Origin of the sequence: Frankia nepalensis, assembly GCF_016786325.1 — a bacterium.
Classification (GTDB): Bacteria; Actinomycetota; Actinomycetes; order Frankiales; family Frankiaceae; genus Pseudofrankia; species Pseudofrankia nepalensis.
In genome coordinates this window covers 1-21,882 of sequence record NZ_JADWYU010000243.1, presented here as the reverse complement: position 1 = coordinate 21,882, position 21,882 = coordinate 1, and the positions used below count along the sequence as shown (strand labels likewise).

The window sequence follows — 21,882 nt, the reverse complement described above, 5'->3', positions numbered from 1 at the left end:
GTCTGCTCGTAGCCACTGGGCGCGAGAACGACCTTCACCGGCGCGCCGGCCGCCCGGATGCCGCGCATGACCTCGGCGAGGTTGCCCCCCGTGAAGACCGCGACCACGGTGTCGACCTGGGCCGCGCGCAGCTTCTGCCCCAGCTGGACGGGGTCGGTGATCGCCGGGTTGTAGACGAATGTGCCGGGAGCGGTCGGGATGCCCGCCGCGGCCAGGCTGCTGACCATCTTCGAGCCGATATCGTTCGCGCTCGGGGTGATGTCGCTTGTGATCACAGCGGCCCGAGTACCGCCCTGCGTCTTCGCGTAGTCGCCGAACGTCGAGACCGACGGCCCGTCGGTGAACACGTACGTGTAGGCAAACATGTTGCGGTAGCGCGGATTGGCCCAGAAGGTCTCGGCCGCGATCCCCGCGACCGGAACACCGTGCTCGAGCAGGTAGTCGGCGCCGCCGCCGGCGGTGATGGTCGCCTCGAGGAGCCCGAAGACGTTCTGCTCCCTGACCAGCTCCCGCGCCACCTCACGGTTGCGCTCCTGGGAGCTGGCGTCGTCGCGCCAGATGGGAACGATCTTACGGCCGTGTATGCCACCGGCCGCGTTGGCCGCCTCGATCCGCGCGATGAACCCGCTGATGGTGGGGGCCAGCGAGGGGGCGACCGGACCGGTATCGGGGTAGACGAAGCCCAGCCGGACCTCGTCGGCGCTGAACCCTGGCGTGTCGCAGGGGATACCCGAAGCGGCGCCGGAGTCGCCACCGGATCCCGAACAGCCCACCAGCGCCAGGGCGGCGACCGCGGCGAGCACGGTCGCCCGCCGCGGCAGAGCGCGCGGCGACCCGCCGGGGCGGCGCGGGCCTCGGCCGATCCGCGAACCGCCCATGAACGCCTCGGCGCGCGAAGGCCATCGCGGCGAGCGGAACAATCGCGCTCGTCCGTCCCCTGTCCTCGTGTTGCTTGTCCTCGCGTTGCCTGAAGTCCCTAACATCCGTCACCCAGCGATGAGATCACGTCGGGTCCCTCCGTGTTGGCCTGGCAGCACGCCACGACATTCCTCCATTCACGACGTGATCTCCGCGGTACGACGCGCAAAGCGCTCCGCGACGTGCGCGGAACGACGTTCTTGCCGTCGTTTTCCGCGCGCCGCTGGCGCCCCTTCACCACAGCACCCGGCGGCGGTGCCGTCTGCGCCCATTGCCGGCTCGAGGCCGATGTGGGCGTCGATACGGCGGCACCATAGCGGGTGGATGTCCACGCCGCAACGCGCCAGCCGGCCGAGACCGGTCCTCCCAGCTCAGGAGCACTTCCCGTTTTCGACGTACCCACTATGCGGTCACCGACAGGAAAGGGCCGGGTGGCGTCACGACCATCGACGGAGCCAACCGCCGCGGCGCGCGAAATGACCACGCCGCCGGTCTCGACGTGCACGCCGAATCGGCGCCACCGCTGGCGCCGGCCCGTTGGAGACGCGCGTCGGACGGCCGCGGACGACCTCGATCCGGCCCACGACGCCGCCATGGCGATCACCTCCTCGCCAGCGCGGGCGAGATCCCCGCACGCGGGTATCCGGCGATCCGTGGTCCCAGGAACCGGACCGGCGCCTGGGCCGTTTCGGCGATCGGCAAGGGGCGGCCCGGTCAGCGCGGGACGCGACTCATCCATCACTCCAGCCTGCTCACCAGCCTGCTCACCGCCTGCGTTCCGGCAGTTCGTCCCGCCCGTGGAGCGGCCGGGGGGCGGTGAGGCCGCCGGCCGGGCGGCCCCGCGCCGCCAGGCGGTCCACGCGGCGATCTCGGCTACGGCTTGCGGCCTCGCCGAGCATGTGCTAATAATCGCCAATGCCGGTTTTGGCGATCGCCTAATAATCCGGGATACAGTATGTCCGAGGCTTGGAAGGCGGCCGGGTTGACCGACTGGACCACCATCGACTTCTTCAACGACGAGTCGCTCGTCGAGGATCCGTATCCCTACTTCGACGACCTGCGATCAGCGTGCCCGGTGCTGCCGCTGCCGCATCTCGGAGTGGTCGCGGTGACCGGCTACGACGAAGCACACGAGGTGTACCGGGACGTGGACACGTTCTCGTCGTGCAACTCGGTGATCGGTCCGTTCGCGACGTTCCCGGTGCCGCTCGAGGGCGACGACGTCAGTGAGATCATCGACGGTTACCGGGACCAGATCCCGATGAACGAGCACATGGTCACGATGGATCCGCCGATGCACACCCGCGAGCGGGCACTGGTAATGCGGATGCTGACGCCCAAGCGGTTGCAGGAGAACGAGGACTTCATCTGGCGGCTGGCCGACCAGCAGCTGGACGAGTTTCTTCAGGACGGTCGGTGCGAGTTCATCCGCGCCTTCGCGCAGCCGTTCGCGATGCTGACGGTCGCCGACGTGCTGGGAGTGCCCGAGGCCGACCACGAGCGGTTCCGGGCGGGCTTCGGCCTGTCCGGCAGCCCCGGCCAGATCGGCGCAGGCGGCGAGCGAGACGAGGAACTGAACTCGCTGGGCTGGCTCGACAACTGGTTCGCCCAGTACATCGAGGACCGGCGCCTGACCCCACGCAACGACGTGTTGACCCAGATGGCGGCCGCGACATACCCGGACGGGAGCATCCCGGAGGTGACCGCGGTGGTCCGCGCCGCCACCTTCCTGTTCGCCGCCGGGCAGGAGACCACCGCGCGGCTGCTCGGCGCGGCGTTGAAGTACCTCGCCGAGCACCCCGAGGTCCAGGACAAGCTTCGGGAGAACCGGGAGCTCATCCCGGAGCTCATCGAGGAGACGCTGCGCGTCGAGAGCCCGGTGAAGACCGACTTCCGCCTCGCCCGGCGCGCCACGACCATCGGCGGCGTCGACGTGGCGGCGGGGACGCCGGTCATGCTGCTCAACGGCGCGGCCAACCGCGACCCCCGGCACTTCGAGTGCCCGGCCGAGTTCCGTCTCGGTCGCAAGAACGTCCGCCAGCACATCGCCTTCGGCCGAGGCGTCCACTCCTGCCCCGGCGGGCCGCTCGCCCGCGTCGAGGGCCGGATCAGCCTCGAACGCATCCTCGACCGCACCCGCGACATCCGGCTCTCCGAGGAGCACCACGGGCCTGCCGGCTCCCGGCGGTTCAAGTACGAGGCGACCTGGATCCTGCGCGGCCTGACCGAACTCCACCTGGAGTTCACCCCCGTCGGCGACGACACCCGATGAGCGACGACACCCGATGAGCAGGGCCGCCGCCGAGGCCGGCGCCGGTGCCAGGGCGACCGCCAGCACCGGCCTCGGCGGCGCCCGTCCTTCCTCGCCTTCCTCGCCGGCCGCGACAGCGCCTGACGCGCGCGGCCAGTCGAGGTGGCGGCCGTGCCCACCGCCCGACCAGTCCGATCAGCCGTTCCGATCATGCCGCTCCCTGATACCCTGACCGGCGCGACAGGAGCCGTCACCAGAACCAGCTGTCGTGCCGCGATATGAAGGAGCGATGGTCAGTCAGCATCGGGCCACGTCAGCCGAGTCGGCGAGGCGTGAACAACTGCTCGACGCCGCGGAGTACCTGCTGCTGGAGGAGGGCTACGCGGCCGTCACCTCGCGGCGGGTCGGCGCGCGGGCCGGCCTCACGCCCCAGCTCGTGCATTACTACTTCCACACCATGGACGATCTGTTCCTGCAGGTGTTCCGGCGACGCGCGGACCCGGGCCTGGAGCTGCTACGGGAGGCGCTTGGCGCGCGCCCGACGTTGCGGCAGCTGTGGGAGCTGCGCGAGACCAGCGTCACGACCAGCAGGTTCAACCTCGAGTTCATGGCGCTGGCCAATCATCGCAAGGCGATCCGGTCCACGATCGTCGAGTACTACCGGCGTTATCGCCAGATCCAGCTCGACGCGTTCACGGCCGCGCTCACCGACCTGGGGATTCCGCCGGAGCGTTGCCCGCCGCTGATCGCCCAGCTGGCGATGATAGGCATGACCCAGATCATGACAATCGATGTCGATCTGGGCATCGCGACCGACTACGAGGCCGTGAGTTCCTTCATCGACGAACAGATCCAAGGACTGGTCGAACGACAGCAGCGAGCCAGCAACTCCTAGTCCTGGCTGGCCGCCGCCCCGACTCATCTGGTCCCAACCGCGCGGCCGCGGCGGCCGGCGCGACCGGTCCCCGGGTCACGGCGCCGGATGGTCCGCCGGCGGGTCGAGGATCAGCCGCACCAGGCGGTCCAGCGATCGAGTGAAGATCGTGTCCGCGTCGGCGGGTGGCGTGCTCGCGCCGGCGGCCAGGGTGGCGGCGAGATGCGGATAGTGGCCGGTCGCGATCACCGTGCCCAGGTAGGCGACCAGGTCGGCCTGCCACTGCTCGGCGGCGCCGCCAGCCGCGGTGCGCTCCCATTCGGCGAACTGGCAGACGAACCCGCTGAGCAGCGCGAACATCTCCATCTTGGTACCGCCGTCGGCCGCTGATCCGGCCAGCACCGCGAGGAAGAACTCAGTGCAGCGCAGGGCGTTCGGTCCCATCGACGGCCGGGTGAGGGTCAGACCGGCCAGCCAGGGGTGCCGGCGCATCGTGGCCAGCGTCTCGCGGGCGAGCAGGGTGAGGTCCGCGCGTGGATCGCCGGACGGCTTCCCCGGCAGCGCGATCTCCCCGGCGGCCGCGTCGAGCATCAGATCGAACAGGTGCTCCTTCTTCGGCACATAGTTGTAGAGCGACATGGTGCCCGCGCCCAGGGCCGCGGCGACCCTGCGCATGGAGACCGCGTCCAGCCCGCCGGCGTCCGCCAGGCCGATGGCGGCCGCGGCGATCGCGGCGCGGCTGTGCGTCGGCTCAGGGCCCCGGCCGCTGCGCTCGGGGCGAAGCCAGATCATCGCCGGAGCGGGCTTCGACGGTGCGGGCTTCGACGCGGCGGCCCGCGCCGAGGCGGGCCCGGCCGGTCCGGGAGTAGGGGCGGGACCCGGCTCGCCGGCGGTGGCCCGGTCCACGTCGAAACCAGAACGACCAGGCCCGGAGGGGCCGGACGGCATTTTGATCACCTCGGCTCGGCTGCTACGTACAGCGTACGACTGGGCCGTGGTACCGTGGCGCCAAGCTTCTACGTACGCCGTACCTAGAAAGGGGTCGTGATGAGCCACTCCCCTGACCACCCAGCCATCGAGGTTCATGGCGTCCACAAGCGGTTCGGCGCCACGACCGCGCTGCGGGGCCTGGACCTCGCCGTCTCCGCCGGCACCGTGTGCGGGCTGCTCGGACCGAACGGCGCCGGCAAGACCACCGCGACGCGGATCCTCGCGACCCTGACGCGCCCGGACGCCGGCCGTGCCCAGGTCGCCGGATTCGACGTCGTCAGCCAGCCAGACGAGGTGCGCCGACGGATCGGGTTCGCCGGCCAGCACGCGGCCGTGGAGGAGGGCATCACCGGCCGGGACAACCTGTACCTGATCGGCCGCCTACATCACCTGGGCGCCCGCCGCGCCCGCCGGCGGGCGGACGAACTGCTGGAACGCTTCGGACTCCACGATGCCGCCGACCGGCTGGTCCGCGGCTACTCCGGCGGCATGCGACGGCGTCTCGACCTGATCGCCAGCCTCGTCATCCGGCCCGCCGTGCTGTTCCTGGACGAGCCGACCACCGGGCTGGACCCACGCAGCCGGGGCGACATCTGGGAGATCGTCCGGGAGCTCGTCGCGGATGGCACCACGGTGCTGCTCACCACCCAGTACCTCGACGAGGCCGACCGGCTCGCCGACGACATCGCCGTGCTCGACCACGGCCGCCTCATCGCCTCCGGGCCGCCGGAGGCGCTCAAGGCCGCGATCGGCACCAGAGTCGAGGTGACCCTGGCGGACACCGCCCAGCTGCCGACGGCCGCGGCGGTGCTGGCCGCGCTCACCGGCGGCGAGCCCACGCGCGACGAGGCCGAGCGCCGGGTCGGCGCGGTCAGCGTTCCCGGTCGTCCGGTCGCGCTGCCGCGGCTGATCCGGGACCTCGACGCCTCCGGTGTCCAGGCCCAGGACGTGGCGCTCGGACATCCTTCGCTGGACGACGTGTTCCTCGCCCTGACCGGGCGTGCCGCGACCGACGAGCCCACCACCGGTCTCGCCCCGGCGGTGACGCCATGAGCACCCTTGCCGGGAGCACCCCGGGTGGCGGGAACCTTCCGGGCCGGTCCGTCGCCGGGCCCGGCGACGGACTTGCCCCGATCTCCCTGGCCGGTCGGGCACGGTTCGCGATGTCGGACGCATGGACCCTCGCGCTGCGGGTGCTGCTCTACTACCGCCACTCGCCGGGGCTGATCGTGGCCTCGTTGGCGGCGCCGCTGGCGATGCTCGTCGTGTTCGGCTACATCTTCGGCAGCGCCATGCGGGTACCCGGCGAGGCGGGCTACCGCGACTACCTGATGCCGGGCCTGTTCACGCTGATCGCCGTGAACGGCATCATGCCGAGCATGACCGGCGCCGCGCGCGACGTGGGGCGCGGCGTCACCGACCGGTTGCGGACGCTGCCGATCTCCCGCTCGGCCGCGCTGTTCGGGCAGACCGTGGCCGACCTGGCGGTCAGCGCCGTCGTGCTGGCCCTGCTGCTCGGGATGGGGCTGGCGCTCGGGTGGCGCGCGCACGACGGCCTGGCCAGCGCCGCCGCCGCGGTCGCGCTGCTGCTGCTCTTCCGGTTCGTGACGAACTGGATCGGCATCGGCCTTGGGCTGGTCATCGGCCGGGAGGACACCGCCGCGCAGTTGTCCGTGCTCGTCTTCCCGCTCGCCATGGTCACCAACGTGTTCGTGCCGACGGGCGGGATGCCCGGCTGGCTGCGCGTGATCGCCGACTGGAACCCGATCAGCGCCGTCGCCGCCGCGGCCCGCGACCTGTTCGGCAACGAGGTTCCCTCGACCTCAGCCGTCGCCTGGCCGCTGGAGCATCCGGTCGCGGCGACGCTCGCCTGGTCCGCCCTGCTGCTCGCGGTGTTCGTCCCCCTGGCGGTGCGCGCGTTCACCACGCATGGTCGCTGACCGTCCCGATGGCCCGGACCCGGCCCCGTCACCGGAGGACGCCCACCGCCGCGGACGTGATCGGCCAGCCCCGCCCCTCCACTCCAACCCAGGCGCCGCGGTTAGCCCGCAGCCAGGCACTCCACGGGAACTCGCCCGGCCCGGTATCCACGTCCTTCTCGAAGGACGCCTGGCGCAAAAAGCCGAGCACAAAAGTTCGCGACAGATGACGAAACCAATATCGGTTCCGATATTCCGTGCACCTTCGAACCAGCGCTTCCATTCAGGCTACCGAGTGGGTGATCGCCGCGGTGTATTTGCCGGCAACGACACTGCCGGGCAGATTTACGACAAGAGTCGGGTTCCAGGTCACGGTGCTCGGTTGGGCGCTTGTCGTCGTGGCGGAGAAGGCGGTTCGCTGGCTTGTCAGCGGCTGTGCGCTCGCCTCTGACGGCTGGCCCGGGGTCACCACCGACAGCTGCCCGGTGGCATTTCTCACAGGCCCGGACCAGTACCGGACCTGTCCCTGCGGGATGGAGTACTGCGAAGGCCCGCTGCCGGTGACGAAAGGGCTGCCGGTGACGGTCGCCGTCCAGCTGCCCGCTTGGGTGCTGGTCACCGTGACCGACGCGATCTGCCCGTTGATCAAGGTGCTGGTCAGCGGGTATGTGCCCAGATCGACCGCTCCGGGAGCGCTGATGGTGAGAGCCGCGTAGGCGGGTGATGCCCCGAGAAGTGCCGAGGCCGCCAGGACGAGGACGGCGACGGGAAAGCCGGCGCTTCGCATCATCCTCTCCTCCGTACCACGGTTCGCCCAAGTCGTATCGCGACCATGAGAATTAGGCAAGCGACGCGCCAGGGCGGATCGACGAGCCCCGACCGGCCGGAAGCACCGGTTCGTGGACGGACCGACCCGCGCGGCGGCCGGCGTGGCGCCACGGCGCGCCGCGCCAATCGGCCGTAACCGGATCCGAAGTAGCGGAAGCCGCTTGTGGAAATGGAGGGTGACTCGCTCCGCGTGGCGCGTTGAAATCGGGGTGGCCACCGCGGCCAGTTAAAGTTCCCACCGGTGACCGACATAGTCCGGACGGATCCTGGGCCCTCGCGGGCATGGAATCGGACCAGGAATGCCAGGATGCGCGAACGCGCCCTACCGGGCATGTTCGACGGTCGAGCACCGATTTCGACGATCGGCCGGTGAACGGTGGGACCAACCTGGTCCGGGTGCCGGCCGAGATGACCACGACGTGGCTGGTTCTCAGCGGAAAGGACTGGACGTGCGCAGGCTCCTCACCCTGGCGCTGGTCGTCGGCGGGCTCATCCTCGCCTCGATCACGCCCGCCTCCGGAGCGGAAACGATCGTCACATTCACGCTGGGCGGGGGGAACCTCACGATCAGCGCGCCGGCGACGGCGACGCTGGGCTCGGTCCAGACCGGTACCCCGTCGCTGGGCGGCTCCCTCGGCAACATCGTCGTCACCGACGCCAGGGGGACCAACAACGGCTCCTGGATGGCCACCGTATACGGCACCAACTTCGTCACCGGCGGCGGCACCCCCGCGGAGACGATCACCCTCAGCAACATCAGGTACGCCTCACTGACCGGAACCGCCACCGGCAGCGGCACCTTCACCGCGGGCCAGGCCAACGCCGGATTCGCCGCGCTGCTCGGAAGCCAGGCATCGCCGCTGACGGCCTACACGGCCACCAATCTCTTCGGCAACAACTCGGTGACCTGGAACCCGACCCTCATCGTCAACATCCCGACCAACGCGGTCGCGGGCACCTACCAGGGCACCCTCGTCCACAACGTGGCCTAGGCGAAGACAGCACCAAGCCGTGCGCACCCGTACCCACCCGCGCCCGCGGATCGCCCGCGCGCTGGCCGTCCCGCGCCCGCTGATCGCCCTCGCGCTGGCCGCCGGCAGTCTCCTGCCGGCGGCCAGTGCCGCCGCCGAGCCCAGCGCCAAAGCGGCCGGCGGCATCGGAGTACGGCTGTTGGAGGCGCCGACCAACCGCGCCGACGACCCGCGGGCCCGCACCTACATCGTTGACCATCTGTTGCCGGGGACGACGATCAGCCGCCGGATCGAGGTCAGCAACAGCACCGACAAGCCGCAGCGGATCGCGCTCTACCCGGCGGCCGCGAGGATCAGTGACGACGGCTTCGAGTTCGCCGCGGGACGCACCGCCAACGAGCTGACCTCCTGGGCGGAGGTCGACCCACCTGTTCTGGAGCTGGCGGCGGGCACGGATTCGTTCGTGACGGCGACCATTCAGGTGCCTCCGCGGGCGTCCGCCGGTGAACGGTACGGCGTGATCTGGGCGGAGGCATCCGCTCCGGACTCCGACCAGAACGTCATCATCATCAATCGGGTGGGCGTCCGGATGTACCTTTCCATCGGAGCGGGTGGGGAGCCACCGACCGCCTTCCGGATCGACGACGTCGTCGCCGGGCGAACCATCGACGGGCAGCCCTACCTGCGTGCGTCGGTGACCAACACCGGAAAGCGCGCGCTCGACCTCAACGGCACGGCGGCTCTCTCCGAAGGACCAGGCGGGCTGAGCACGGGGCAGGTTCCGGTGCCCGACGGGACCACGGTGGGCCTCGGCCGGTCGACGCGCGTCACCGTTCCGTTCGACCGGGCACTGCCAGACGGTCCCTGGACGGCGCGTCTCACTCTGGCCAGCGGCACCGTCCACAAGGTCAGGACCGTTCGCGTCACCTTCCCCGCCGGGCCGGGCGAGCGGCGCCTGAAGGGTGAACGGTCGTCGCTGCTGCCGGTCGTGCTGATGGCCGGTGGGGTGGGCGCGGTCGCGGCCGTCGCGCTGTCCCTTGTCGCCGCGCGGCGGCGGCAGCGATACCGGCCACGACGCGGCGGTCAGGAATCGCGCGACGGCGACCGAGACGGCCAGTCATGACACCCCGACCGGCCCGACGTTCCCTTCGCCGCACCAACAGGTCCGGTCGGCGGAGGACCCGTCGCCGACCTGGTTGGACGGGCGTCACCGCTTACGGCCGCGGGCCGCGGCCAGGGCCGGGACGTCGGCGAGGGCGCGCAAGGTGTCGTTGAGGTGGGTGCACGTGGTGACGCCCGCGAACTCGGCGCTTACCAGGCGGCGCGCGTCCGCGGCGGGGGTGCCGACCAGGCGCCTGGCGCTGGCGACAGCCCCCGGGCACTCGGACCAGGGCAGCACCCGCCCCGCCGCCTCCAGGGCGGTGAACAGCCCGGTCGCGGGGTCGACCGTCGCGTCGACGGTGTACTCGTGGATCACCGTCTCCCCGCCGCCATCGGCCTGGTGGCTGTCCCGGAAGAAGGCCTCCACCAGCAGGCCGGCGCCCGCGTCGCCGACCACACCATCCCCATCGACGGCTTCGCCGCCGACCACACCCCCATCGACGGCTTCGCCGCCGACCACACCCCCATCGACGGCTTCGCCGCCGACCACACCCCCATCGACGGCTTCGCCGCCGAATATGTCAATCCGGCGATGGCGGCGCATGCCGTGGGCGGGTAGCGGGTCGAACGGGTGCCAGGCGAGTGGGTCGTCCGGGCGCCCGAGCGGGGGCGCGGGCGGGCCGGTGACCACCGGCGTCTCACCGCGGGCGTCGACCTCGATCATGATGGTGCCGCCGGCGACCCAGCCGGCGCACTGGTCCGCCTGCCGGCGTAGTTTCGCCGCCTTGTAGGCCCAGGGATCCGGCTGGCCCGCGGCCGCGGGCCCGGCCGGCGCGGGTGGAGCGGGTGGAGCGGGCGAGGCCGGCTGGGCAAGGGCCGGCCGCGGCGTGGTCTGCTCGGTGGCGGCCTTCTCGGCACGGGCCCGCTGCGTCGCGTAGCCGGACACCAGCGCGGCGACCGGCACGTCGTCGAGCAGCGCGAACAGCAGCGGCTCGGTCTCGGCCAGCGCCGGCGCCGTGGTGGCCAGCGCTGCCCGGAAGCCGCCCGCCGCGGACACCCCCATCAGGACGTCGAGCCCCGGTACCGGCGGCGACGTCTCGAACGCCAGTATCGCCCGCTTACGGAGGAAGGTGTCGATCTCGACACGCATGGCCGCCTCGGCCAGCACCACCGCCGTGCCGTCCACGCGGGTCAGCAGGTCGCGGGCACGGCCGAGCAGCGCCGTCGGGCCGTTCATGCCTTCCGGGTGGACCATGTCGATGGTCACCGTGCGCCGGACCGACCCGGGGCGGCGCGGCGGGCTGCCGACCGTCGCGTCGTGTGGCCCGTGCCGCGGGTGCGGGGGAAACACGACAGGCAGGGACGATCCGGCGAGCAAGCCCTCGGACATCGACACCTCCGGCAGTGGCCGTCCGGGCGCCGCCCGGACCACGCGTGGGTCTAGGACACCCGACACGGCCCGACTGTTCCCGATGCGCGGGATCACGCCTCACCCGAGGGGCCACGACCATGTCGGGCCGATCGTCCTCGGGTGACGCGCGTGGTCCGGCGCGGTCGACTGCGGTTCGCGGGACGAGGACGCGTCGGGTCGCCCGTCCGGTGGCTAGGCGAGCAGCGCGTCCAGGTCGGGGCGGATCTCGTCGGGGGTCGTCGGCGGCTCGTAGCGACGGATCACCGCGCCGTCGCGGCCGACCAGGAACTTGGTGAAGTTCCACTTGATCTCGTCGGTACCGACCCGGTCCGGGAAGGACTTCGCGACGAAGTCGTAGAGAAAGCCATAGTGCGGACCGAAGTCACCAGGAGCCTCGGTGCGCAGGTAACGGTACAGAGGCGCGGTGTCCGGGCCGTTGACCTCGATCTTGCTGAAGACCGGGAACGTGACGTCGTAGGTCGTCTTGCAGAAGTCCTGGATCTCGGCGTCCGTGCCCGGCTCCTGCTCCAGGAACTGGTTGCACGGGAAGCCGAGAATCTCCAGGCCACGGTTGTTGAGGTCGCCATAGAGCGCCTGGAGGCCCTCGTACTGCGGCGTCAGGCCGCACTTGCTGGCGACGTTGACGATCAGTAGCACCTTGCCGGCGTAGTCGCCGAGCGACCGCGAGCCGCCGTCGGCCGTCGCGACGGTGAAGTCGTGCACACTCATGATCGGACTGACTCTCCCGAGAGGTGGGCAGGCGGTCAGCCCCAATCCTCCGGAGGCTGACAATCCCGACGCTACTGAGGAGAGCGCCGACATGCAGCATCCGGACGACAACCGGGTGCGTCACCGACGGATCCAGCCTGTTCGCTGCCCGTCGGCGGACCAGTGGATCAGTGGCCTGTGGATCAGTGGCCTTCGGACCGGAAGGCCATCTTCTCCAAGATCGCCCGCCGATCAGGCGGGATCGGCGTCGTCGTACCGGCCGTCCGATGCACGAGCACCGCGTCGCACAGCCCGAGGCAGCGGCCCTCATGGAAGAAACCGGCCAGGTAGTTGACGGACGACCGACCGATCCGGCCGATGCCGACCCCCACCTGATAGTTCGCCGGGTAGTGGGCCTCGGCGAGGTAGTCGACCCGGGACTGGGCGACGACGAAGTGGAACGGCCCGTCCTTGGCCGAGCCGGCCTCACGCCACAGGCCGAGCAACTGGTTGTTGAAGGTGGCCCGAGCGTCCTCGTAGTAGGCCACGACGGTGACGTTGTTGATGTGGCCCAGGTTGTCGACGTCGGCGAACCGGGCGCGGATGTCGTGCACCCACGGATAGCGCGCCAGGTCCCGCCGCAGCGGGTCCGGCGCCTGTCGCTCGCCAGCGGCCATGCCGCCTCCTTGTCCTTAACGGCATTGTCCTCAGCCACGGCGCCGCTCAGTCGCGGCGCCGCCCTCGGCCGCGACGCCTGCCTGTCTCCAGCCGCGGCGCCTGCTCGTCCGGCCAGCGGGCCTCGCGCCCGCCTCGGCGCCATGCCGATCGGGCCGTCCCATGGGCCTTGGCCGGGCCGGTCGACGTCGGTGACCCCCGCCCGCCGAGCCCGTGACGGAGACCGGCGGGAAGGGCTCAACGGTTCAGCGCGTCGCGCCGCCCGGGGTCACCGGGTCGCGGCGAGCAGCTCCGCCCAGAGGGCTGGCTCGGCCTCGTAGCCGCCGTAGAAGGTGATGCGCTCGTAGGTCTTGCCGACCTTGGCCACGAGCCTGGGCCCGACCTCCGCCGGGGTGCCGACGATGGAGAACTCGTTCAGCATCTCGTCGGTGATCACGTCGGCCATGTCGTCCCAACGGCCCTGCTTGGACAGCGCGTTGAGCTCGTCCTGCGCCTCGCCCCAGCCGTGGATCTCCAGCACCTGACGATAGGCCGGGGTGGAGCCGTAGAAGGCGATACGCGCCTTCGTCCCACGGATGTTCGCGGCCAGCTCCTCCTGCGTACGCCCGACGGTGACGAAGCTCGGGCCGTTGATGACGAAGCCGTCGAGGCCCTCCTTGCCCGCCTTCGCCCGCCCGCGCAGCAGCGCCGGGATGGTCACCTCCTCCAGGTACCGCATGGTCGTGAAGGGGTGGACGAAGAAGCCGTCGGCGACCTCACCGGCGACCTCGGTCATCTTCTCGCCGACCGCGGCGAGGTACACCGGCGGCGGGCCGTACTCGTGCGCCTCCGGCGTGAAGAACGGGGTCATCAGCGTGTGGTTGTAGAAGTCGCCCCGAAAGTTGAGCTTCTCGCCCTCGTGCCAGGTCGCCCAGATCGCCCGGGTCGCGAGGATCAGCTCGCGCATCCGGGGCGCCGGGTGGGACCAGGGCATCGAGAACCGACGCTCGATGTGCGGCTTGATCTGTGAGCCAAGGCCGAGGATGAACCGGCCCTTCGAGTAACGGGCCAGGTCATAGCCCAGGTTCGCGAGCGTCATCGGGGTACGCGCGAACCCGATCGCGATGGCGGTCCCGACGCTGATGGACTCCGTGGCCATCGCCGCCTGCAGGGACTGCAGGAACGGGTCGTGCTTGGTCTCCGAGGTCCAGGCCCCGGCGTAGCCGTCACTCTCGATCTTCGCGGCCGCCGCCTGCGTCGCCCCGATGTCGTCGGACAGGCTCGCGTCGATCTTCATCCGGTCTCCTTCTGCTGGCGGCGTGGCTGAGCGTGGAGCTGGGCGCGGCGCGCCGGAACCGTGATCCCCGAGTCCCGCGCGTCGGGACCGCGGCCAGGCTGCCAGTCGCTCGGGCGGGGTCGGCCCGGCCCGGCTGACGGCCCGGGGACACGCTCCCGCCCAGTGACCGGCTGGGGCAACCGATGTGGCGCCCGATGTGACCGCCGTGACGTCCCGCTCCCGCGCCGCCGGAGCGGGCCGGGCGGGCCGGGGCGCGCCGCGGCGTCGCCGCGCCCGCCGGGCTCGAGTCCTCCATGGACGGCATGGGCGTGGACGAACGGGTCCGGGCCACTCGCGGCAGTCCTGCCTGGTCGCGGGGTGTCACGCACGACCCGCCGAAGGTTGACTACCTAGAGCTACTGATCATAACTCTCTGTATATGATCGCCGTGTTCGCCAGCAGATCGGGCCTACCGGGTGACTGTTCAGGGTCATCAGGCCCGGGACGAAGGGATGGCTCCGTGCCCTTGGGAACCGGACCCACCGGGACACCGACCGACGAACCCTCCGGTACGCCGCGCTCCACCGGCGACGGCCCGGCCCGGCCCTCGAGACGGTCGGCGCCGGGGCGGCACCGACGACCGCCCCGCCGCCCGTCGCGCGGGCGCGACGCGCTTCCCGGGCGCCGGGAGGCCGCGCAGACCGGTGAGCGCTCTGGGCAACCGGCGGGCCGGATCCTGCCCCGCCGAATCGGATCACGCCGACCCATGCTCCTGGCCGTCGCGCTCGTGCTGGGCGCGCTGATCGCGCCGAGTTCGGTCGCGTCGGCCGACTCCGGTGGGATACCCGGCGCCGAGGTGGACCCGAGGACCCTTCCCGGCGTCCTGCTGGACGCGGCGGAGGTCCCGTCCACGGACGAGATCAGCCAGTTCCCGGTCATGTCCACCGGCACGCCGGCGACCGAGCCCCTCACCGACTCCAGCCTGCGGCGCACGATGGTCCGCGCCGGCGAGGTCCGCCCCCTCGCCGCGAGCCTCACGGCCACCGTCGAGGACACCGCCGTCGGCACAGGCACCGGCCAGGTCAGCTACTCGGGCAGCTGGACCGTGTGCGGCGGCTGCCGGCCGTCCACCCCGAACAACTCGTTCCGCTACTCGCTCAACGCCGGCGCGAGCGCGACCGTCAGGTTCACCGGCACCCAGATCCGGATCTACGGGGTCAAGGAGCGTGCCGGCGGCCTCGCCTCGGTCCGGGTCGACGGTGGGCCGGCCGCGACCGTCGACACCTACGCGTCGAGCTCCTCCGTCGCGCTGCTCTACGACTCGGGCCCGCTGACGAACGGCACCCACGCCGCCGTGCTCACCAACCTCGGCCAGCGCAACGCCGCGTCGGCCGCGTTCGCGGTGGTCTTCGACCGGGCCGAGATCTTCACCGACCCGGGAGGTGGCACGCCGCCGACCGACCCGCCAGCCGGCACGAAGACGACGGTCGAGGACAACGCGGTCGGCCCGAACAACCACCAGGTCACCTACACCGGTGACTGGACCGCGTGCGGTGGCTGCGCGCCGTCCACCCCGAACAACTCGTTCCGCTACTCGCTGAGGAGTGGCGCGAGCGCCACGATCCGCTGGACCGGCAACCGCATCCTGCTCTACGGAGTCAAGGAGAGGTCCGGCGGCGTGCTCAGCGTCCGGGTCGACGGCGGGACGCCGACCACCGTCGACACCTACGCGCCGACCTCCAGCAACGCCCTGATCTTCGACTCGGGCCGGCTCACGTTCGGCGACCACTCGGCGGTCATCACGAACACCGGCCAGCGCAACGCGGCGTCGCTGGCGTTCGCGGTCTCGTTCGACCGGGCCGAGACCTACTCCGAGGGCACCACGCCGCCGACGGGCGGCAACCGCTCCGGCAAACCCTGGCTGTCCGGAGCGAACGGCGACCCGCTGATCACTCCCAACGACGTCGAGGCGTTCTGCTCCTTCCGCGGCAAGCCGTGTGACGTGGCGCAGGTGTTCGTCGCGCGCAACAACTGGAACTCGATCGTCCTGCCGTCGTTCGCACAGCAGAACTTCGCCGGCTGGCCGGGCAAGCTGATCCTGTCCGTCCCGCCGTTCCCGGAGGGTGGCGGCTACTCGCTGCAGACCTGCGCGACCGGCGCCTACGACAGCTACTGGCGGGAGTTCGGGCGGACGCTGAACTCGACCGGGCGGCAGGACTCGATCGTGCGGCTCGCCTGGGAGGCCAACGGCAACTGGTACCCGTGGTCCGGCACCGACCCGGTCGCCTACGTCAACTGCTACCGGAAGGTCGTGGACGCGGTCCGCTCGACCGCCAGCCCCGACCCGCGGTTCGACTGGACGATCAACGCGCACGGCTCGCAGAACCCGCCGAGCCACAACCCGCTCGACCTCTACCCGGGCGACGCGTGGGTGGACATCGTATCGATCGACGCCTACGACCACCACCCGCCGTCGCGCACGCCCGAGCAGTTCAAAGCGCAGGCCGAGGCGCCGGGCGGCATCACCTGGCTCTACAACTTCGCCCGGGCCCACGGGAAGCTGTTCGGCGTCGCGGAGTGGGGCGTCGCGTCCGGGTCCGGTGCCAACGGCGGTGGCGACAACCCGAACTTCATCCAGTTCATGCACGACTGGATGCTCGCCAGGGCAGACAAGGGCATGTACTACGAGGCGTACTTCAACAACTGCGAGATGCGCAATATCGGGTCGAACATCTACCGCCCGGTCGGTGCCCACTGCCTGTTCCAGAACACGCAGGCAGCCAGCCGCTACACGCAGCTGTGGTGACGCGCCGCGGCGCCCTCCAGGTAGCCGCGGGCGACCGCGAGCAGGGCGTCGGCGCGCCGCTGGGCCGGGGTGTGGGTACCCCCCAGCCCGGCGGGCGCCGCCAGCCGCAGCGCGTCGAGCAGCATCCGGGCGTCGTCGACGGGGACGCAGCCGGCGATCGCGACCCGCCCGGGGGCGCCGGAGTCCCCGCCGGGCTGGACGGGTAGCAGCGACAGCGACCTGGCCGTCCGCGCGGCGGCGGCCTCCCGGTTCACGCCGGCCGGGTCGGCGCCGCGCAGCCAGCAGCCGACGGCTGCGCGCACCTCGGCTGGGCCGGTCCGGCGGGCGAGCTCGGTGAGCTCGGCCTCCGCCGGACCGGCCAGCGCCGCCAGGCGCGGCGGATCGGTCAGCGGCGCCGTCAGGGCCAGCACATGATCGAGGCTCACCTCGCCGCGGCGGAAAGCCTCGGCGAGCACCGGAAGGCCGACCAGGGCCCGCGCGCAGCCAAGCAGCGTGGCCGCGGCGGCCCGCGTCAGCCGGGCCCGGCCGGCAAGCCAGCCGACCGCCGTCGGTGGGCCGGGGGGCTCGCCGCCGGTGGTCGCGTCGGACGCCCACGCGCCGGCGCGTTCGGCGGCGCCGATCGCGCGCACCAGGGCGGCATGCGCCGCCGCGACCACCCCGGCGAGGCCGATGACCAGATCCTCGACCGCGTCGTCGGGCCCGGCCTCGATCTCGGCCAGTGCCCGGCACAGCGCGGCCAGCGCCGCTCCCCCGTCCCCGTCCATCCGCCCTCCCGCGGCCGCTGGCCACCGCCCCGGCCGGCGGCCAGCGCCCGAGGAGCGATCATCCCGGCCGCCGGCGACCGGCACCGCCACCGGTAACGCCACCAGTGCCGCCGCGAGTGAGGCTGCCAGTGCCGCCGCCAACCACGGACCAGGGATCGAACTTACGTTCGATAGTAGGTCGGCCCGGAAACCGCTTCAACCGGCCGCGGCGGCGGGCGGCCCCTGGCGGTCGACCAGCAGCGCGACGAGCCGGTCCAGCTCGGCCGCCGGGTCGGCGGTCACCCCGGTGTGCACCGGCGAGGTCTGCACGACCGTGCTGCGCGGCGCGGTCAGCCAGCGGAACCGCTCGCCGGGCGACATCACGCCGGCCGCGCCCGCCGCCGGCCCGCCGACGCACACCTGGTGCAGCGCCGCCAGGTGGGTGCGCAGGGCCGCGAGGTCCAGGAAGGGGTCGAGCGCGGCGAGCCGCCCGGCGTCCAGCACGCAGCGCACGTCGAGGTAGCCGGCGCCCTGGCACCACAACAGCACGCCGACGTTCATGCACTCTCCCCGTTCCACCCGGGGCACGACGCGCACCAGCGCGTACTCGAACAGCTCAGCCACGGGAGCCCCTCCCCAGCGCGCCGGCCGCCTGGTCACGCGGGCGCCGCAGCCAGGCCGGCGGCCCGTCGCCGCCGTCCGCCCGCGCCCGCGCCGCGGCGATCGCGGCCGGCTTCGCCGCCAGCAGCGGCGACAGCCAGGGGCGCTCCCCCTCGGCCCTGGCGCGCAGCCAGTCGACGTACCGCTCGGGGTCGACGTCGAGCCAGGTGTCCGGCACCATCGCCAGCACGGCGCCCAGCAGCCCGGCATCGACGCGCGGCGCGAGCTCGGCGTCGGCCGCCCGCAGCGCCGCGCCCGGGTCGGTGCCCAGCGCGGGCAGCAGCACGTGCTCCTCCCAGCGAGGCAGCGGCCGCTGGTCGGCGGGCCACGCGGGCGCCCGCCCGGCCGGGTCCGGTCCGGCCTGCCTCGCCGGCCAGCCATGGTGCGGGTAGAGCGCCGCGCCATGATCGATGAGCCACAGCTCGCCGCCCCAGGCCAGCAGGTTCGGGTTGCGCCACGAACGGTCGACGTTGAGCGTCAGCGCGTCCAGCCACACCACCCGCGCGGCCAGCGCGGCGTCCACCACGAACGCCAGCGGGTCATAGGTGATCGATCCCGGCAGGTAGTCGAGTCCGAGGTTGGCGCCCGCGCTGGCCCGCAGCAGATCCTGGATCTCCTGGTCGGGTTCGACCCGGCCCAGCCGCGGGTCGACGTCGATGACGACGAGCTCGGGCACCGGCAGCCCCAGCGCGCGGGCGAGCTCGCCCACGACGACCTCGGCGACCAGCGAGCGCGCCCCCTGCCCCGCGCCGCGGAACTTGACGACCCAGGTGCCCAGGTCGTCGGCCTCCATCAGGCCGGGCAGGCTGCCGCCCTCCCGCAACGGCGTGGCATAGCGAATGGCGTCGACATGTCGGAGCACCCGACCAGTCTGCCCGCGCCGATGACTACCGCGGCAGGCCGGCAGCCGCGCGCAGGGCGGGCAGGTCGAGGATCGTGGTCCGCCGGTAGCCCGTCTCGATGACCCCCGCCCGGCGCAGCGCGCGCAGCGCCTTGTGCACGGTCGGGTCCTGCGCGCCGACGAGCGCGGCGAGCTCCGACTGGGTCAGCGGCACGCCCAGCTCCCGGCCGCCGTCGCGGCGGTCGACCCCGTAGGACCGGTCCAGCTCGACGAGCACCCGCGCGACCCGGACCGGGGCCGAGCAGCCGGCGAACTCGACCCGGCGCCGGATGCTGAACCGGGTCTTCGCGACGATGCTCTGGCTGATCGCCGCCGACGTCATCGGGTCGGTGGCCAGGTAGGCCCCGAACTCCTCGGCTCTGATCACCTTGGTCAGCACGGGGCCGACGGCGGTCACGGTCGCCGAGCGCGGCTGCGCGTCGATGCCCGCGAACTCGCCGACGAGGTCCCCGCCGTGGCGCACCGCGAGCAGCGCGATGCCGCCGTCGTCGGTGAGCGCGGTCACCTTCGTCCAGCCGCTGAGCAGCACGGCGACGAACGTCGTCGGGTCGCCCTCGCGCATGATCGGCGTGCCCGCGGGGAACTCGCGAAACCCACCGAGCGCGAGCAGTCCCGCCCGCGACGCGGGCGGCAGGCGGCCCAGCAGCGTCTGCTCCAGCCAGCGGCGCGGCTGTGCCGCGCCGCCGCGGCGCGGCCGGGGTGGTCCGGGCGCCGCCACGCCCGGCTCACCCGTTTCCTCGTCGCCCGGTTGCCGCCAGCCCGGCGCCACCCGCCGATGATCCTGCGTGACCATGTGGAACGCCCCCCGATGCCTCGGCCGCGCCAATGGCGCGGGGCTTCGCGCCATTGGCGTATGCCACACATAGTGACCCAGCCTCGGAGACACGCCTAGAGAACAGCCGGAATCGAGGCTCGGCGCGCCCGCCGGACCCGGGATGGGCTCAGACGCGGTGCGGCATGAGGGCGTTCGGCGGGATCGCGCCGAAGCGGCCAGCCTGGAAGTCCTCCATCGCCTGCCGCAGCTCGTCGCGGGTGTTCATCACGAACGGGCCGTACTGAGCGACCGGCTCCCGGATCGGGCGACCGCCGAGCAGCAGCACCTCCAGGTTTGGGGTATGCGAGTCCTGCCGGTCGGCCGCGGCCAGCACCACCCGGTCACCGGCGCCGAGCACCGCGAGTTGGCCGGTCTCGACCGCCGTCGCCGCGGGGCCCACCGTGCCGTCGCCGGCGAGGACGTACGCGAGCGCGTTGAACTCGGGGTTCCAGGGGATGTCCACCCGGGCGCCGGGGCTCACCGTGACGTGGACCATCGTGATCGGGGTGTGCGTCGAGCCGGGGCCGCGGTGGTCGCCGACCTCACCGGCGATGATCCGCAGCAACGCGCCGCCGTCGGTGGAGGCGACGAGCGTCACCTGCTCGCCCTCCAGGTTCTGGTAGCGCGGCGGGGAGAACTTGTCCTTGGACGGCAGGTTGACCCACAGCTGGATGCCGTGGAACACCCCACCGCTCTCGACCAGCGCGGCCGGCGGCGTCTCGATGTGCAGGATGCCGGACCCGGCGGTCATCCACTGGGTGGCGCCGTCGGTGATCAGGCCACCGCCGCCGTGCGAGTCCTGGTGCTGGAAGGCACCGTCGATCATGTAGGTGACCGTCTCGAAGCCACGGTGCGGGTGCCATGGCGTGCCCTTCGGCTCGCCCGGGCCGTATTCGACCTCGCCCATCTGGTCCATGTGGACGAACGGGTCGAGATCGGCCTTGCTCACGCCGGCGAACGCGCGCCGGACCGGGAAGCCCTCCCCCTCGTAGCCGAGCGGGGCTGTGGCGATCTTCCTGACCGGACGCGGGACGTCTCCGAGACCCGGCTCGGCCAGCCGCGGCAGGGTGACGGGGTCGACGGTAACGGCTGGCATGATCGTCCTCCTTGGTTGCATGCGCAACTAGCGGCCAGTGTAACGGCGACTGCCGCACCATCCTTCCCGCGCCGCCAGTCACCTTCGGCGCGGTTTCCGCCACCCGGCCGCCAGGCCGGCGCGGGATGTTCGCACGGCCACCCCGGCGCGCCGCGACCCTGTCGCGTGGCCGACACGGCCGAGCCGACTTTGACCAGAGCGCCGAGGGACTAGACGGCACATGGGCAATGCGAGTGGTGCACAGACCCGCGCCGCCCATGACACGCCAGGACTTTGGTAAACACCGTGTGACGATGGACACCGGATGCCCCACAGACCGCTACCTTCGGGGGCGTGGATCGCCGATGCTCACGGCAAGAGCGGATCATCCAGGAACGCATCCTGGGCATCAGCCGACTGCGGGGCCGCCAACGCCCACGCGACAACCGCGGCCCAGCCCACCTCCCGACCCGCCCCCCGGACCGCCGTCCGCGTCGCTGACACGCAACCACGACCACACCAGCTACGCTGAGTAGCGGCGGCGATGACAGGCTGGCCACGACAAAACCCCGTTGTCGCATCGCCCAGTTCGACCGGTACTATGGCGAAGCCCGGTAAGGGATGGCGACCTGGTCACCCAGGCAGCCACACCAGACCGGCATGGTGGGTGTAGCTCAGTTGGCAGAGCACCGGGTTGTGGTCCCGGGTGTCGCGGGTTCAAATCCCGTCACTCACCCGAGCTGGCCTCTCCTGTTCGCTGCCCTTCGGTGCAGCTTCTCGGAGGCCGCGATGTCCGCCCAGGGGGACGACCCCCTGGAACCCCCGTGTCAGGGGGCTTTGCCCCCCGACACCCCCCTCGCCGAGCTGGCCTCTCCTGTTCGCTGCACCTTCGGCGCAGCTTCCCAGAGGCCGCGATGTCCGCCCAGGGGGACGACCCCCTGGAACCCCCGTGTCAGGGGGCTTTGCCCCCCGACACCCCCCT

The 21,882-nt window shown here is 71.9% G+C and carries 19 protein-coding genes and 1 tRNA gene; 9 read left to right on the top strand and 11 right to left on the bottom strand.

Translation table 11 applies throughout. The features are described 5' to 3' along the window. On the bottom strand, positions 1-878 hold an 878-nt coding region (locus I6A81_RS37685), incomplete at its 3' end, for an ABC transporter substrate-binding protein (protein WP_203003279.1). Positions 879-1,900: 1,022 nt separating this feature from the next. Here I6A81_RS37685 and I6A81_RS37680 point away from each other — a divergent pair. Together I6A81_RS37680 and I6A81_RS37675 are read left to right on the top strand one after the other, a co-directional pair. Beyond that, the gene (locus tag I6A81_RS37680) at positions 1,901-3,190 is read left to right on the top strand and encodes a cytochrome P450 (RefSeq protein WP_203003281.1); all 1,290 of its coding nucleotides are present in this window, start codon (positions 1,901-1,903) and stop codon (positions 3,188-3,190) included. Positions 3,191-3,458: 268 nt separating this feature from the next. Continuing rightward, positions 3,459-4,064, top strand: coding sequence for a TetR/AcrR family transcriptional regulator (locus I6A81_RS37675; RefSeq protein WP_203003278.1), 606 nt, complete (start codon positions 3,459-3,461; stop codon positions 4,062-4,064). A gap of 75 nt (positions 4,065-4,139) precedes the next feature. Here the strand turns inward: I6A81_RS37675 and I6A81_RS37670 are convergent, their stop codons facing one another. After that, positions 4,140-4,835, bottom strand: a complete 696-nt coding sequence (locus I6A81_RS37670; RefSeq protein ID WP_203003277.1) for a TetR/AcrR family transcriptional regulator — start codon at positions 4,833-4,835, stop codon at positions 4,140-4,142. A 255-nt stretch (positions 4,836-5,090) separates the two neighbouring features. On the opposite strand from I6A81_RS37670, the gene I6A81_RS37665 reads away from it, so the two are divergent. The 5 genes from I6A81_RS37665 (at position 5,091) to I6A81_RS37645 (ending at position 9,874) form a co-directional block, all read left to right on the top strand. Beyond that, complete coding sequence (locus I6A81_RS37665) at positions 5,091-6,086, top strand: ATP-binding cassette domain-containing protein (protein WP_203003276.1); 996 nt, start codon at positions 5,091-5,093, stop codon at positions 6,084-6,086. Next, positions 6,083-6,973 carry an ABC transporter permease gene (locus I6A81_RS37660; RefSeq protein WP_203003275.1) on the top strand — a complete coding sequence of 297 codons (891 nt, stop codon included), beginning with the start codon at positions 6,083-6,085 and terminating at the stop codon, positions 6,971-6,973. Before I6A81_RS37665 ends, I6A81_RS37660 begins: the two co-directional genes overlap by 4 nt. 278 nt (positions 6,974-7,251) lie before the next feature. Next, the gene (locus I6A81_RS37655; RefSeq protein WP_203003274.1) at positions 7,252-7,668 is read left to right on the top strand and encodes a hypothetical protein; all 417 of its coding nucleotides are present in this window, start codon (positions 7,252-7,254) and stop codon (positions 7,666-7,668) included. A gap of 561 nt (positions 7,669-8,229) precedes the next feature. Beyond that, a complete protein-coding gene (locus tag I6A81_RS37650; protein ID WP_307875181.1) occupies positions 8,230-8,772 on the top strand; it encodes a hypothetical protein in 543 nt (180 codons plus the stop codon). Between the two features lie 19 nt (positions 8,773-8,791). Beyond that, positions 8,792-9,874: a hypothetical protein gene (locus I6A81_RS37645; RefSeq protein ID WP_203003273.1), complete on the top strand. Its 1,083-nt coding sequence runs from the start codon at positions 8,792-8,794 to the stop codon at positions 9,872-9,874. An 84-nt stretch (positions 9,875-9,958) separates the two neighbouring features. Here the strand turns inward: I6A81_RS37645 and I6A81_RS44405 are convergent, their stop codons facing one another. The 4 genes from I6A81_RS44405 to I6A81_RS37625 form a co-directional block, all read right to left on the bottom strand. Beyond that, the gene (locus I6A81_RS44405) at positions 9,959-11,242 is read right to left on the bottom strand and encodes a DUF2889 domain-containing protein (RefSeq protein ID WP_238441598.1); all 1,284 of its coding nucleotides are present in this window, start codon (positions 11,240-11,242) and stop codon (positions 9,959-9,961) included. 213 nt (positions 11,243-11,455) lie between these two features. Then, positions 11,456-11,992 carry a glutathione peroxidase gene (locus I6A81_RS37635; protein WP_203003271.1) on the bottom strand — a complete coding sequence of 179 codons (537 nt, stop codon included), beginning with the start codon at positions 11,990-11,992 and terminating at the stop codon, positions 11,456-11,458. Between the two features lie 182 nt (positions 11,993-12,174). After that, the gene (locus I6A81_RS37630) at positions 12,175-12,648 is read right to left on the bottom strand and encodes an acyl-CoA thioesterase (RefSeq protein ID WP_203003270.1); all 474 of its coding nucleotides are present in this window, start codon (positions 12,646-12,648) and stop codon (positions 12,175-12,177) included. Between the two features lie 266 nt (positions 12,649-12,914). Beyond that, positions 12,915-13,922: a TIGR03617 family F420-dependent LLM class oxidoreductase gene (locus I6A81_RS37625; RefSeq protein WP_203003269.1), complete on the bottom strand. Its 1,008-nt coding sequence runs from the start codon at positions 13,920-13,922 to the stop codon at positions 12,915-12,917. Between the two features lie 745 nt (positions 13,923-14,667). On the opposite strand from I6A81_RS37625, the gene I6A81_RS37620 reads away from it, so the two are divergent. Then, positions 14,668-16,707, top strand: a complete 2,040-nt coding sequence (locus I6A81_RS37620; RefSeq protein ID WP_238429147.1) for a glycoside hydrolase family 26 protein — start codon at positions 14,668-14,670, stop codon at positions 16,705-16,707. Here I6A81_RS37620 and I6A81_RS37615 read toward each other — a convergent pair. From I6A81_RS37615 to I6A81_RS37595, 5 genes are all read right to left on the bottom strand, one after another. Next, positions 16,689-17,471, bottom strand: a complete 783-nt coding sequence (locus tag I6A81_RS37615; RefSeq protein WP_238429146.1) for a DUF222 domain-containing protein — start codon at positions 17,469-17,471, stop codon at positions 16,689-16,691. The genes I6A81_RS37620 and I6A81_RS37615 overlap by 19 nt on opposite strands. A 195-nt stretch (positions 17,472-17,666) precedes the next feature. Continuing rightward, positions 17,667-18,074: a DUF3037 domain-containing protein gene (locus tag I6A81_RS37610; protein ID WP_203003267.1), complete on the bottom strand. Its 408-nt coding sequence runs from the start codon at positions 18,072-18,074 to the stop codon at positions 17,667-17,669. Then, on the bottom strand, positions 18,067-18,972 hold the full coding sequence (locus I6A81_RS37605; RefSeq protein WP_203003266.1) for a HipA family kinase: 906 nt from the start codon (positions 18,970-18,972) through the stop codon (positions 18,067-18,069). Before I6A81_RS37605 ends, I6A81_RS37610 begins: the two co-directional genes overlap by 8 nt. Positions 18,973-18,997: 25 nt before the next feature. After that, on the bottom strand, positions 18,998-19,804 hold the full coding sequence (locus tag I6A81_RS37600; protein ID WP_203003265.1) for a Crp/Fnr family transcriptional regulator: 807 nt from the start codon (positions 19,802-19,804) through the stop codon (positions 18,998-19,000). A gap of 148 nt (positions 19,805-19,952) precedes the next feature. After that, positions 19,953-20,921, bottom strand: a complete 969-nt coding sequence (locus I6A81_RS37595) for a pirin family protein (RefSeq protein ID WP_203003264.1) — start codon at positions 20,919-20,921, stop codon at positions 19,953-19,955. Between the two features lie 642 nt (positions 20,922-21,563). Here I6A81_RS37595 and I6A81_RS37590 point away from each other — a divergent pair. Next, a tRNA-His gene (locus I6A81_RS37590) sits at positions 21,564-21,636 on the top strand. Positions 21,637-21,882 lie beyond the last annotated feature (246 nt).